General features: G+C 69.9%; 10 protein-coding genes. 6 read left to right on the forward strand and 4 right to left on the reverse strand.

The genetic code is table 11. From position 1 onward, the window contains the following. Positions 1-6: 6 nt before the first annotated feature. Positions 7-1,023 carry a LacI family DNA-binding transcriptional regulator gene (locus PQV94_RS10655; protein WP_274285816.1) on the reverse strand — a complete coding sequence of 339 codons (1,017 nt, stop codon included), beginning with the start codon at positions 1,021-1,023 and terminating at the stop codon, positions 7-9. Positions 1,024-1,203: 180 nt separating this feature from the next. Between PQV94_RS10655 and PQV94_RS10660 the strand changes: the two genes are divergently transcribed. The 5 genes from PQV94_RS10660 to PQV94_RS10680 all read left to right on the forward strand — a co-directional run bounded on the left by PQV94_RS10660 (position 1,204) and on the right by PQV94_RS10680 (position 9,467). Continuing rightward, positions 1,204-3,225 carry a beta-galactosidase gene (locus tag PQV94_RS10660; RefSeq protein WP_274285817.1) on the forward strand — a complete coding sequence of 674 codons (2,022 nt, stop codon included), beginning with the start codon at positions 1,204-1,206 and terminating at the stop codon, positions 3,223-3,225. Between the two features lie 122 nt (positions 3,226-3,347). Further along, entirely contained in the window at positions 3,348-4,565 is a 1,218-nt protein-coding gene (locus PQV94_RS10665) for a sugar ABC transporter substrate-binding protein (protein ID WP_274285818.1), read from the forward strand. A gap of 62 nt (positions 4,566-4,627) precedes the next feature. Next, a complete protein-coding gene (locus PQV94_RS10670) occupies positions 4,628-6,232 on the forward strand; it encodes an ABC transporter permease subunit (RefSeq protein ID WP_274288270.1) in 1,605 nt (534 codons plus the stop codon). After that, positions 6,232-7,101, forward strand: coding sequence for a sugar ABC transporter permease (locus tag PQV94_RS10675; protein WP_274285819.1), 870 nt, complete (start codon positions 6,232-6,234; stop codon positions 7,099-7,101). Before PQV94_RS10670 ends, PQV94_RS10675 begins: the two co-directional genes overlap by 1 nt. Positions 7,102-7,124: 23 nt before the next feature. Continuing rightward, entirely contained in the window at positions 7,125-9,467 is a 2,343-nt protein-coding gene (locus tag PQV94_RS10680; protein ID WP_274285820.1) for a glycosyl hydrolase 53 family protein, read from the forward strand. A 57-nt stretch (positions 9,468-9,524) separates the two neighbouring features. Here PQV94_RS10680 and rsmI read toward each other — a convergent pair whose 3' ends face one another. Further along, the gene (rsmI, locus tag PQV94_RS10685; RefSeq protein WP_274285821.1) at positions 9,525-10,343 is read right to left on the reverse strand and encodes a 16S rRNA (cytidine(1402)-2'-O)-methyltransferase; all 819 of its coding nucleotides are present in this window, start codon (positions 10,341-10,343) and stop codon (positions 9,525-9,527) included. Positions 10,344-10,366: 23 nt separating this feature from the next. On the opposite strand from rsmI, the gene PQV94_RS10690 reads away from it, so the two are divergent. Beyond that, a complete protein-coding gene (locus tag PQV94_RS10690; RefSeq protein WP_274285822.1) occupies positions 10,367-11,896 on the forward strand; it encodes a dolichyl-phosphate-mannose--protein mannosyltransferase in 1,530 nt (509 codons plus the stop codon). A gap of 2 nt (positions 11,897-11,898) precedes the next feature. Here the strand turns inward: PQV94_RS10690 and PQV94_RS10695 are convergent, their stop codons facing one another. Together PQV94_RS10695 and PQV94_RS10700 are read right to left on the reverse strand one after the other, a co-directional pair. Then, positions 11,899-12,153 carry a three-helix bundle dimerization domain-containing protein gene (locus tag PQV94_RS10695; RefSeq protein ID WP_274285823.1) on the reverse strand — a complete coding sequence of 85 codons (255 nt, stop codon included), beginning with the start codon at positions 12,151-12,153 and terminating at the stop codon, positions 11,899-11,901. A 93-nt stretch (positions 12,154-12,246) separates the two neighbouring features. Further along, on the reverse strand, positions 12,247-12,765 hold the full coding sequence (locus PQV94_RS10700; RefSeq protein ID WP_274285824.1) for a MarR family winged helix-turn-helix transcriptional regulator: 519 nt from the start codon (positions 12,763-12,765) through the stop codon (positions 12,247-12,249). Positions 12,766-12,786: the final 21 nt, after the last annotated feature.

Below are 12,786 nucleotides of genomic sequence, written 5' to 3' on the forward strand. Positions count from 1 at the left end.
GGCGGCTCAGGCGCTGTCTCGCACGACCAGCTCGGTCGGCAGGGTGACGCTGCGCCGCGGGGCGCCCTCGATGACCTCGAGCAGCAACGTCACCATCTCGGCGCTGATGCGGTCCCAGGGCTGGCGCATGGTGGTCAGCGGCGGTTCGTGCGCGGCGGCGAGTCCGGAGTCGTCGAAGCCCGCCACCGCGATGTCCTCGGGCACGCGGAGACCGGCTCGGCGAAGGGCCACGACGGCACCGGCGGCCATCATGTCGGATGCGGCGAACACCGCGTCGATGTCACGGGTGCGCTCGAGCAGTCGCGACATGGCGAGCGTGCCCGATTCGCGGCTGTAGTCGCCGTGTTCGACGAGATCGGCGTCGAACGCCTCACCGAGCTCCTCCCTAAAGCCCACGAGGCGGTAGCGCCCGCCCGGTGTGTCATCGGGCCCCGCGATCATCGCGATGCGCCGGTGTCCTCGATCGAGCAGGTACCGGGTCATCACGCGGGCCGAGCCCTCCTCGTCGACGGCGACCGCGGCCAGGTCGCCCTGATGCCCGAGCGGAAGCCCGCACGAGACGGTGGGAACACCCGCATCCAGGAGGGAATCGAGCAGCGGGTCGGCCTCGTGCGACGAGATGAGCAGCACGCCGTCGACGTGGCCTGCGCTGACGAAGTGCGCGACGTTCGCACGCTCCTCGGGCGTACCGGCCACGAGCAGCACGAGGGTCATGGACCGCTGGGCGAGCGCTTCGGCAGCACCCCGTAGCAGGAGCGAGAAGTTGGGATCCGCGAACAGCAGATGCTGCGGCTCGGTCAGCAGGAACGCCAGCGAGCCGGCTCGCCCCGTCGCCAGCGAGCGGGCGGCGTGGTTGGCCGTATACCCGGTGCGCCTGATGGCTTCCTCGACCGCCGTGCGGGCATCGGGTGAGACCCAGTGCCCGCCGTTGATCACTCGGGAGACCGTGCCGCGCGAGACTCCCGCCGCGGCGGCGACGTCCCGGATGGTGGGGCGGCGCCGGGCGATGGTCGTGTCTTCCACGCGAGGACTCTATCGCCTGACCCCGGCCGTGCGGACACGACGTGCCGATCAACCTGTGACCGGTCACAGTTCGGTAACGAACGCATCACGGGCTTGATCGCGCCGATCCTCGATGCGCAGACTGTGACCGGTCCCAGTCGCACCTGACCGGGATCGACACCCTCGACCCGACGGAGCGTCATGACCCAGAGCTCACCCTGGCCGCAGCTGGACGGAATCGCCTACGGCGGCGACTACAACCCCGAGCAGTGGCCCGTCGAGATCTGGCACCAGGACGTCGCGCTCATGCGCGAGGCCGGGGTCAACCTCGTCAGCGTCGGCATCTTCTCCTGGGGTCTGCTCGAGACCTCGGAGGGCGTCTTCGACTTCTCCTGGATGGACGAGCTGCTCGACCTCCTGCACGCGAACGGCATCCGCGTCGATCTCGGCACTCCCACCGCCTCCCCGCCCGCCTGGTTCTTCGCGAACCACCCGGACGCCCGCGTCGTGACCCGCGACGGCACCACGATGGGCTTCGGCTCCCGCGGGATGGCGTCGCACTCCGCCCCGGCCTACCGCGAGGCGTCGGTGCGTATCGCGACCGAACTCGCCCGCCGGTACGCCACGCATCCGGCGGTCGTGATGTGGCACGTCCACAACGAGTACGGCGTGCCCGTCGGCGAGGACTACTCGCCTCACGCGGTCGCCGCATGGCGCATCTGGCTGCGCGAGCGCTACGGGAGCCTCGAGGCACTCAACACCGCATGGGGAACCGCATTCTGGGGTCAGCACTACGGCGACTGGGAGCACGTGGGCGCGCCCGCGGCAGCTCCCTCCGTCGTCAACCCCGCGCAGCGCCTCGACTTCGCGCGCTTCACCGATCACCAGCTGCGCGCCTGCTTCATCGCCGAGCGCGACGCGATCCGGCAGCACGCCGACCAGCCGATCACGACCAACTTCATGGCCAACCAGAGCCAGACGACGGACCTGTGGGCCTGGGGCCGCGAGGTCGACATCGTCTCCGACGACCACTATCTCTGGGCGCCCGATCGCGAGGGCGAGATCGGACTCGCGATCGCGGCAGACCTCAGCCGCTCGGTCGGCGGCGGCAAGCCGTGGATCCTGATGGAGCACTCGACGTCCGCCGTCAACTGGCAGCCGCAGAACGTCGCCAAGCGCCCCGGCGAGATGGCCCGCAACTCGCTCACGCACCTCGGACGCGGTGCCGACGCCATCCTCTTTTTCCAGTGGCGTGCCTCGCGCTCGGGAGCCGAGAAGTTCCACTCCGCGATGCTGCCGCATGCCGGCGCCGACTCCCGGGTGTTCCGTGAGGTCACCGCCCTCGGCTCCGATCTCGCCGCCCTCGCCGAGGTGCGCGGCTCCCGCGTGAAGGCCGACGTCGCCATCCTCTGGGACTTCGAGTCGTTCTGGGCGCAGGACCTCGAGTGGCGCCCTTCCGATCTCCTCGACCACGACGAGCGGGTGCGCGCGTACTACACGCAGCTCTGGCGTGACGGCATCACGGTGGACTTCGCGCTGCCAGGCCACGACCTGTCGGGCTACTCGCTCGTCCTCGCCCCCGCGCAGTACCTGCTGACCCAGAAGGATGCGGCGAACCTCACCGCCTACGTCGCCGGCGGCGGAACGCTCCTCGTCTCCTACTTCTCCGCCGTCGTCGACGAGAACGACGCGGTCCACGAGGGCGGATACCTCGCGCCGCTCAGCGAAGCTCTCGGCGTGCGAGTCGAGGAGTTCCTTCCGCTGCGCGAAGGCGACATCGCCGCGATCGATCTCGGCGGCGAGCGCCTGACGATCGACCAGTGGAGCGAAGATCTCCGCGTCGACGGCGCCGAGGTGCTCGCCCGCTACGTCGGCGGCCCCGCCGACGGGGCTCCCGCCGTCACGCGCAATCCGCATGGCGCGGGCGTCGGCTGGTACGTCAGCACGAGGCCGGATGCGGCGGGGCTCGCCGCGATCCTCACGCGGGTGTACGTCGACGCCGGACTCACGCCGGCAGGTCTGCCCGCGGGCCTGGAGACCGTGACTCGCCATGGCAGCGACGCCGACTACGTCGTGCTCGTCAACCACTCCGATGCGGCCCTCGCCGCCCCGATCGCCGGCACGGACCTGCTCACCGGGGCCGCCACGGGCCACGAGACGGTCGTCGCCGCCGGCGGCGTCGCCGTCGTACGCACCCCACCGACCCGCGGGGGTGGTCGCTGACCGGCGACTCCCCCGAACCTCGGCGTCCGTCAACGGGCGGACGCTTCCCCCATCCGGTCGTGACGATGCGACGTCGACGAAGGCGCGCATACTCGACCACCGTTCTGAAAGGAACACGTCACATGCGCAAGATCATCGGAATCGGCGTCGCTGCCGCCGCATCCGCGCTGCTGCTCGCCGGCTGCTCCGGCGGCTCGACCGCCGAGCAGACCGCCGACTCGTCGGCCGAGCTGGTCATCTGGACCGACCAGGAACGCGAAGCCGCCATCACGGCGGCCGCGAAGGCGTTCGAGGAGGAGACGGGCGCGAAGGTCACGCTCGTGCAGAAGAACTTCGAAGACCTCCGCAACGACTTCATCTCGCAGGTTCCCACCGGCGAGGGCCCGGACATCACCGTGGGCTCGCACGACTGGCTCGGGGCGCTCGTCGCCGCGGGTGTCGTGGACACGATCGACCTGGGCGAGAAGGCCGCCGAGTTCGAACCGGTCGCGATCGAGGCGATGACCTACGACGGTCAGCTCTACGCACTGCCCTACTCGCTCGAGACGGTCGCTCTCGTGCAGAACGTGGACCTCGTCGGCGCCGACGCACCCGCCACGTGGGACGAGATGATCCAGAAGGGTCTGGCCGCGGGCACCGAGCGACCCTTCGTCATCAACACCGCCGGCGAGACCGGTGACGGCTACACGATGTACGGCTTCCAGACCTCGTTCGGCGCCCCGGTGTTCGTGCAGGACTCCAGCGGCTCGTACACGAACGAGGTCGGCATGGGCGGGGCTGCCGGCGAGGCGTTCGCCCAGTGGCTGCACGCCAACGGCTCCGCCGGCACCGGGTACCTCTCGACCACGATCGACTACGACATCAACAACGAGCTGTTCGCCTCCGGCAAGGCGCCGTACACGGTGCAGGGCCCCTGGGCGATCAGCTCCTTCCCGGACGTCAACGTCGCCGTGAACCCGATCCCCTCCGCCGGCGGCCAGCCCGCCGCCCCCTTCGTGGGTGTGCAGGGCTTCTACCTGAGCTCGCAGAGCAAGAACGCCCTGCTCGCCCAGGAGTTCCTCGTGAACTACCTCGGCACCGAGGACGCGCAGCGTGCGCTGTACGAGGCGGACCCCCGCATCCCGGCCTGGACCAGCCTGGCCGACGAGGTCGCGAGCGACCCGATCATCGCGGGCTTCCTGGCCTCGTCGAAGAACGGCGTGCCGATGCCGTCGATCCCCGAGATGGGCTCCGTGTGGGACTTCTGGAACGCGGCCGAGTCGCAGATCATCAGCGGTGCCGACCCGTCGGGCACTTGGAACAAGATGATCACCGACCTTCAGGGCACCCTCGCGGGTTGACCGCGACGGGGCGGGCCCTGTGGCCCGCCCCGCTCGTGGCCGTCGAACAGGAGACGACACACATGGCGCAGCCGCAGGTTCTCACCCCGCCCTCGAGGCCTCCTCGGGAGTCCCATGCCCGATCGTGGCGGGGAATCGGGTGGGGGTTCATCGTCAAGCTCATCGTGATGGGCCTGATCAACGCCCTCGGGATCATGGCGATCCTCTCCGCCTTCTCGGCCCAGTCATGGATCCTTCTCGGCGTGACGGCGGCACTCGTGCTCGCCGCCGACGTCGTGTACTTCACCAAGCGCGCCCTGCCGCTGAAGTACCTGATGCCGGGGCTCGTGTTCCTCCTCGTCTTCCAGGTCTTCGTCTTCGGCTACACCGCCTACATCGCCTTCACCAACTACGGCACCGGCCACGCAGGCTCTCAGGAGCAGGCCGTGGACGCGGCCCTCATCCAGGGCGAGCGGCGCATCGAGGGCTCCGAGACCTATCCGCTGTCGGTCGTCGAGCGCTTCGGCGAGTACGGCCTCGCGATCAACGACGACGGCGACGTGCGCGTCGGCAGCGCCGCGTCGCCGCTGACGGATGTCGGCACCGCCCCCGCGGGCCAGGCACCCGCATCCGTCGACGGGTGGACGGTGGTCCCCCGCACCCAGGTGATCACCGACCAGGAGCTGCAGGCGACGATCGAGGCCCTGCGCGTGCCGTTCTCCGACGACCCCAATGACGGCTCGATCCGCACCCGCGACGGCTCCACGGGTGTGCTCTACACCCCCACGATGGTGTGGGACGCCGAGGCGGGCACCATCACCGACACCGTGAACGGCACCGTCTACACCGCTGACGACGCGACCGGCAGCTTCGTCGCCGACGACGGCACGCGACTTCCGGCGGGCTGGTACGTCAACGTGGGCTTCGACAACTTCCTGCGGGTCTTCACCGACCCATCGCTCGCCGGCCCCCTGCTGTCGGTGACCGGCTGGACGTTCGCCTTCGCTGCCGGCTCGGTCGTCATCAGCTTCGGTCTCGGACTGGTCTTCGCGCTCGTGTTCAACGACCCGCGCGTACGCGCCCGGAAGTACCTGAGGACGCTCATCATCCTCCCGTACGCCTTCCCCGCCTTCATGTCGGCACTGCTGTTCCGCGGCATGTTCAACGCCGAGTTCGGCGTCATCAACGACCTGTTCTTCTTCGGCAGCCAGATCAACTGGCTGGGAGATCCGTGGCTGGCCAAGGCGGCCGTGCTGTGGGTGAACGTGTGGCTCAGCTTCCCGTATTGGTTCCTCGTGTGCACCGGGGCTCTTCAGGCGCTCCCCTCCGACACGCTGGAGGCCGCCTCGATCGACGGCGCCGGCCGGTGGCGCCAGTTCCGCTCGATCGTGCTGCCGCTGCTGCTCGTGTCCACCGCCCCGCTCGCGATCTCCTCCTTCGCGTTCAGCTTCAACAACTTCACCGTCATCTACATGTTCAACGCGGGCGGACCCGCGATACCCGGGGCGCCCTACACGCTCGGATCGACCGACATCCTCATCTCGGCGATCTACCGCGTCTCCGGCGTCGCCGGCGGTGCCGCCGACTACGGCCTGGCCAGCGCCCTGTCGATCATCGTGTTCATCGTGGTGGGCGTCATCTCCGCCATCGCCTTCCGCCAGACCCGCAAGCTCGAGGAGTTCCAGTGATGTCCACGGCACGCACCCGCATCCGCCGCCGCCGCTGGTGGCTCGAGGTCGGATGGAAATACTTCTTCGCCGTCGTCGTCGTCTTCTACGCGGTCTTCCCGCTGGTCTACGTCCTCTCCGCCTCACTGAACCCTCGCGGCACGCTCTCCGGCTCGAACAACCTGTTCAGCGCGTTCGATCTGTCCAACTTCGCGGCGCTGGGCGCCACCAGCTACTGGACGTGGGTCGGCAACACGCTGCTCGTGGGCGGGGTCTCGGCCGTGGGCGCCGTCATCATGGGCGCGTCGGCCGCCTACGCGTTCTCCCGGTTCCGCTTCCGCGGCCGCCGTGTGAGCCTGACGTCGCTGCTCATCGTGCAGATGTTCCCGCAGGCCCTCGCCTTCGTCGCGATCTTCCTCATGCTCCTGGCGATCGGCGAGATCGTGCCGGCGTTGGGGCTGAACTCGAAGCTCGCGCTCATCTGCGTCTACCTCGGCGGCGCGCTGGGGGCGAACACGTTCCTCATGTACGGCTTCTTCAACACCATCCCGATCGAGATCGACGAGTCGGCGAAGATCGACGGCGCGACGCACGCGCAGATCTTCTGGCGCCTGATCATCCCGCTCGTCACCCCGATCCTCGCCGTGGTCGCGCTCCTCGCGTTCATCACGGCGTTCGGCGACTACATCCTCGCGAAGATCGTGCTCACCAGCGAGGACAACTGGACGCTCGCCGTCGGCATGTACCAGTGGGTCTCGAACCAGCTCGCCTCCCGATGGGGCCTGTTCGCCGCGGGCGCCGTCATCGCCGCGATTCCCGTGCTCGCCCTGTTCCTCTCCCTGCAGCGATTCATCGTGGGCGGGCTGACCCAGGGCTCCGTCAAGGGCTGAGCCGCCCGCACGAAAGGACACCCATGCAGCGCCGCATCCGTCGTTCGCTCTTCCGATCCGCCGCCGCCGCGACTGCGCTCGGCCTCCTCGCCGCCGGCGCGTTCGCCACACCCGCCGTCGCGGCGGATGAGCCGGTCTCGGCCGGCATCACGGTCCCGAAGGTCGACAACCTGTCTCCCGACTTCATCAACGGGGTCGACGTGTCCTCCGTGATCGCCCTCGAGGACTCGGGCGTCGTCTTCCGCGACACGGCGGGACAGCCCGCCGACCTGTTCGAGGTCCTCGCCGACGCCGGCGTCACCGACGTGCGCGTGCGCGTCTGGAACGACCCCTTCGACGCGGCAGGCAACGGCTACGGCGGCGGGACCGTCGACGTCGCGCGCGCGATCGAGATCGGTGAACGCGCGACGGATGCGGGGCTCCGGCTGCTCGTCGACTTCCACTACTCCGACTTCTGGGCGGATCCCGCGAAGCAGAAGGCTCCGAAGGCATGGGCGGCGTTGAGCGTCGCCGACAAGGCGGCGGCGACCCGCGCGTACACGGCAGAGGCGCTGACGGCATTCGCGTCGGCCGGCGTCGACGTACGGATGGTGCAGATCGGCAACGAGACCACGAACGGTGTCGCGGGCGTCAGCGGGTGGGACGACATGGCGCAGATCTTCTCGGCCGGGTCCGCCGCCGTGCGCGACGTGCTTCCCAACGCCCTCGTCGCGCTGCATTTCACGAATCCGGAGCGACCGGGCAGCTATGCCGATATCGCGAAGCAGCTCGACGACCGGGGTGTCGACTACGACGTCTTCGCATCCTCCTACTACCCGTTCTGGCATGGCACGCTGCAGAACCTGACGAGCGTGCTGAGGCAGGTCGCCGACACCTACGACAAGGACGTCATCGTCGCCGAGACGAGCTGGGCCTACACGCTGGAGGACGGCGACGGCCACACGAACGTCATCGATCAGCCCAGCGAGGCGACGAACTATCCGGTGAGCGTCCAGGGCCAGGCTCTCGCGGTGCGCGATGTCATCCAGGCCGTCTCGGATGTGGGTGCGGCCGGGCTGGGCGTGTACTACTGGGAGCCCGCCTGGCTGCCGGTGGGTCCACCGGAGGCCGCCGCGCAGAACGCCGCGCTCTGGGAACGCGACGGCTCCGGCTGGGCGGCGAGCTATGCCGGCGAGTACGACCCGAACGACGCCGGTGTGCACTACGGAGGCTCCGCGTGGGACAACCAGGCGCTCTTCGCCCATGACGGGACGCCGCTGGAGTCGCTGAACGTGTTCTCGTACGCCCGCACGGGGGCCGTTGCCCCTCGTGAGGTCACCGGCGTCGCCTCACCCGAGCTGACGGTGGCCGACGGCGCGACGATCGCACTGCCCGCCACCGTCACGGTCTCCTACAACGACCTGACCGCCGAGGAGCAGTCCGTCACGTGGACACCCGGCACCGAGTGGGTGTCGGGCCCGGGCACCTATGTCTTCCGCGGCACGACCTCGGCCGGCCTGTCGACGCGCGCGACGGTCACGGTCACCTCGGCGAATCTGCTCGCGAACCCCGGCTTCGAAGACGACGACACGTCCATGTGGCGTGCGACGGGCACCGGCCTCACCGTGGGCGCGTGGGACGACCCGCGGACCGGATCGCGCTCCGCGCACTTCTACTCGGCGGATCGGTTCTCCTTCATGCTCGAGCAGGTGGTGGGCCCCGTGCCCGCGGGGACCTACCGCGCCTCGGGAGCCCTGCAGGGCGGCGGCCAGCTCAGCGACACGGTGCGTCTCGTGATCTCATCACCGACGCAGGAGGCGGCCGCGCCGTTCGTCCTCGGCGGCTGGCGCAACTGGTCGACCCCGACGACGGACACGGTCACGGTGACCGAGGGAGAGACGATCACCCTCAGAGTCGCCGGCGAGCTCGCGCAGGGTTCGTGGGGAACGATCGACGACCTGCAGCTGGAGCGCGTGCCGGAGGCGGCGGCCGATCTGACCCGGCTGAGCGCGCTCGTCGCCCGAGCCGAGACGCTGGAGCGATCCCTGTACCCGCCCGCATCCCTCGCCGCGGTCGATGACGCGCTGGAGATCGCCCGGTTCCTCGGGGGTGCGCTCTCGCCCGCCCAGGAGCGGGTGGATGCGGCCGCGGCCCTGCTCTCCGCGGCGCTCGACGCCCTCGCGGAAGCCGAGACGCCAGGGACGGATCCCGAGCCGGGCTCCGCAGACCCGGTTGCCGCCAAACCGCAGGGCGACGAGGCATCCGCACCCGCTGCGCTGGCCCGCACCGGCCGGGAGGCGCCGCTCGCACTCTTCGTCGCGGCGACGCTCACGCTCGCTGCCGGCCTCGCCGTGCTCGCGCGGCATCGCCGAGCACGCGGGCGCTGATCCGCGACGCCGGCTCCCCCTCTCGATGTGGAGCCGGCGTCGCGCCTGGCAGATGCGTCAGCCGCGAACGGCGAGCGCCGCCTGATAGAGCTCGCGCGAGGAGTGACCCGTCGCCTCGGCGACCTCGCCCGCCGCATCCTTCAGGCGCACACCGGTGCGGACGATCTCCAGCACCTGCGTGACGGCGTCGGGGAACGCCACGCGGGCGCGTTCCGCGCCGCCGACGACGATGACGAGCTCGCCGCGCACCCCGTCGGCGGCCCAGGCTGCAAGCTCCGACAGCGGCCCGCGCACGGTCTGCTCGTAGAGCTTGGTCAGCTCCCGCGAGACGGATGCGGGGCGGTCGGCGCCGAAGGCGTCGGCCAGATCTGCGAGGGTGTCGGCGAGACGGGTGGGCGCTTCGAAGAACACCAGCGTGCGCTCCTCGCCGGCCAACCGGGCGAACATCGCCCGACGCTCGCCCTGCTTGCGCGGCACAAAGCCCTCGAAGGCGAAGCGGTCGGTGGGAAGTCCCGAGACCGCGAGGGCCGTGAGCACGGCGGAGGGCCCCGGAAGCGCGATCACCTCGACGCCCTGCGCCACGGCCTCGGCAACGAGCCCGTATCCCGGGTCGCTCACCGTGGGCATGCCCGCGTCGCTGAGCACCAGCACGTCCTCGGTCGCGGCACGGCGCGCAAGCTCTGCGGCGCGCTGCTTCTCGTTGTGATCGTGCAGGGCGATCAGCTGCGGGCGGTTGGCGACGCCGAGCCCTGCGAGCAGTCGCTGCGTCGTGCGCGTGTCCTCCGCGGCGATCACGGTCGCGGCTTCCAGCGCCTCGACGAGCCGACGGGTGGCATCCCCGAGGTTTCCGATCGGCGTCGCCGCAAGGATGATCACGGCCCCAGCATAAGCTGGAGGGCGTGACCTCGAGCGCCCCGCCGACTGCGCCCGCGCCGCGCCGCTCGGCGATCGACGCGTTCTCCGAACGCATCCGCCGCTCCCGCGCCCTCGATCGGCGCGTGCAGGTGTGGACGCCCGTCCTGCTGACTCTGTTCGCAGGAATCCTGCGGTTCGCGAACCTCGGAACGCCGTCCTCCCTGGTCTTCGACGAGACGTACTACGTGAAGGACGCGTGGTCGCAGTGGCTGCTGGGGTACACGGCCAACTGGCCCGAGGGAGCCGACGCCCTGTTCGCCCAGGACGACGTCCCGGCGCCGCTCGTGACGGGGAGCTTCTCCGTGCATCCTCCGCTGGGCAAGTGGCTCATCGGGCTCGGGATGTGGCTCTTCGGTTCCGGGGACTCGGTGGGCTGGCGCGTCGCAGTGGCCGCCGCGGGCACCCTCACCGTGCTCATCGTCTACTTCGTCGCGCGCACTCTGACCGGTTCGACGGCCGTGGCAGCGATCGCCGGCGGCCTCATGGCCATCGACGGTCTCGCCATCGTGCTCAGCCGCATCGCTCTCCTGGACGGCATCCTCGCGCTGTTCGTGGCGCTCGGCTTCTGGTTCGTCCTGCTCGATCGCCGCACGCACCTCGAACGCCTGCAGCGAGCACTCCCCGCGCGCGAGGAGGATGCGACCGGACCCGCGTGGGGACCGGTGTTCTGGAACCGGCCGTGGCTCGTCGCCGCCGGAGCGGCCGTCGGCGCCGCAACAGCGGTGAAATGGTCGGGCCTGTACGTGCTCGCAGCCCTCGGCCTCTACGTCCTCGTCACCGATGCCCTCGTCCGACGCCGACTCGGCATCCTGCAGTGGCCCGCGGATGCGGTGCGCCAGGGCGCTGCGGCGTTCGTGCTGCTCGTGCCTGTCGCAGCGATCGTGTACCTGGCCTCGTGGGCCGGCTGGCTCGCCAGCGCCGGCGGGTACGGGCGCGCGGCCGCATCCGAGGGTCTCGGCGGGGCGCTTGCCAGCCTCTGGCGCTACCACGAAGCGATCTACGCGTTCCACGTCGGGCTCACCACCCCCCACGGCTATCAGAGCCCGGCCTGGCAGTGGCCCCTGCTCGTGCGTCCGACGTCGATGTACTGGCACCAGAGTGGCGACACCGTCCAAGCGGTCTCGAGCATTCCCAACCCGCTGATCTGGTGGGCCGGCATCGCTGCGGCGCTCTACCTGCTCTACCGCTTCATCCGGACCCGCGACGCACAGGCGGCTTTCGTTCTCGTCGCCCTCGCCGCCACCTACGTGCCGTGGCTGCTGTACCCCGAGCGCACGATCTTCCAGTTCTACACGGTCGTGATGCTGCCGTTCCTCGTGATCGCCGTCGCTCTCGCGGCCCGGCGCATCGCCGGCTCGGCCGACGCCGACCGCCGCATCGCGGGCCAACGTGTGGTCGCGGTCTTCCTCGTCGCCTGCGTGGTGTTGTCCGCGTTCTGGTATCCGGTGTGGACGGCGATACCGGTGCCCTACGAGTTCTGGCGGCTGCACAACTGGCTGCCGAGCTGGGTCTGAGTTCAGGCGCCCTGTTCGTCGGCGTGCATCTGCAGGATCTCCTCGGCCCCGGACTCCACGTCGACGGGCACCGCGATCGGCCGCCCGCCGGTGAATGCGTCGTACTCCCTCGCGACGATCGCCTCGATCTCCGAGACGCGCATGAGCGGATAGCGCGCCTGCAGGCGCGCGACCACACCGGCGTACGAGGTGAGCAGCCAACCGTCGACCATGTGGGTCCTGTCGTGCTCACCGACGGCGTCGGGTGAAAGGGTCATGCTGCCCATGCTGTCACCGCCGCGCGGATCGGGGGCCGTCCGAGCGGGTAGCTAGCCTGACGAGCAAGACTCGCAACGAGCCATATGGGTCGCTCAGCCGACGGTGGAATGGGCGTCGACCTGGTCGACCGCGGCCTGCAGCCGGCCCAGGCACTCCATGACGATCCGCATATCATCCGCAGACATGTCGATGACGGCATCCATCATCCGCTCGTGCATGTCACCGAGAGTGCGGCGCACTTCCTCATCGCTATCGACCGTCGGAACGACCCAGATGCTGCGCCGGTCCGTCTCGTGCCGCTCGCGCCGCACGTGCCCGGACTTCTCCAGCCGGTCGACCATCGCCGTCATCGAGGCGGTGGAGACCCCGAGGTAGCGGGCCAACTCACCCGGCGAGACGCGCTCGCCGCGCTGCTGCGCGCGCAGCAGGTAGCGCAGCACGAGCAGATCGTTCTCGCCCATCGACATCGCCTCGCGCGTGCGCCGTCTCATGGCGACCTCCGCGGCGCGGTACACCCGGAACGCCTGCAGCAGATCGACCGCTCGGCGCTTGCGCGACTCGTCGTCGTCGGCGTACCAGTAGCCGCTGTGCGGCTCCTCCAGCTCTGGCATGCTCTCGATGATAGGACGACT

Origin of the sequence: Microbacterium sp. Clip185, assembly GCF_028743715.1 — a bacterium.
Classification (GTDB): Bacteria; Actinomycetota; Actinomycetes; order Actinomycetales; family Microbacteriaceae; genus Microbacterium.

What these genes read in the sequence shown, in the direction of transcription:
- PQV94_RS10695 (WP_274285823.1), bottom strand. Translation starts at nt 12,153, where the DNA reads ATGACCCTTTCACCCGACGCCGTCGGTGAGCACGACAGGACCCACATG.
- PQV94_RS10680 (WP_274285820.1), top strand. Translation starts at nt 7,125, where the DNA reads ATGCAGCGCCGCATCCGTCGTTCGCTCTTCCGATCCGCCGCCGCCGCG.
- PQV94_RS10660 (WP_274285817.1), top strand. Translation starts at nt 1,204, where the DNA reads ATGACCCAGAGCTCACCCTGGCCGCAGCTGGACGGAATCGCCTACGGC.
- PQV94_RS10700 (WP_274285824.1), bottom strand. Translation starts at nt 12,765, where the DNA reads ATGCCAGAGCTGGAGGAGCCGCACAGCGGCTACTGGTACGCCGACGAC.
- PQV94_RS10675 (WP_274285819.1), top strand. Translation starts at nt 6,232, where the DNA reads ATGTCCACGGCACGCACCCGCATCCGCCGCCGCCGCTGGTGGCTCGAG.
- PQV94_RS10670 (WP_274288270.1), top strand. Translation starts at nt 4,628, where the DNA reads ATGGCGCAGCCGCAGGTTCTCACCCCGCCCTCGAGGCCTCCTCGGGAG.
- PQV94_RS10665 (WP_274285818.1), top strand. Translation starts at nt 3,348, where the DNA reads ATGCGCAAGATCATCGGAATCGGCGTCGCTGCCGCCGCATCCGCGCTG.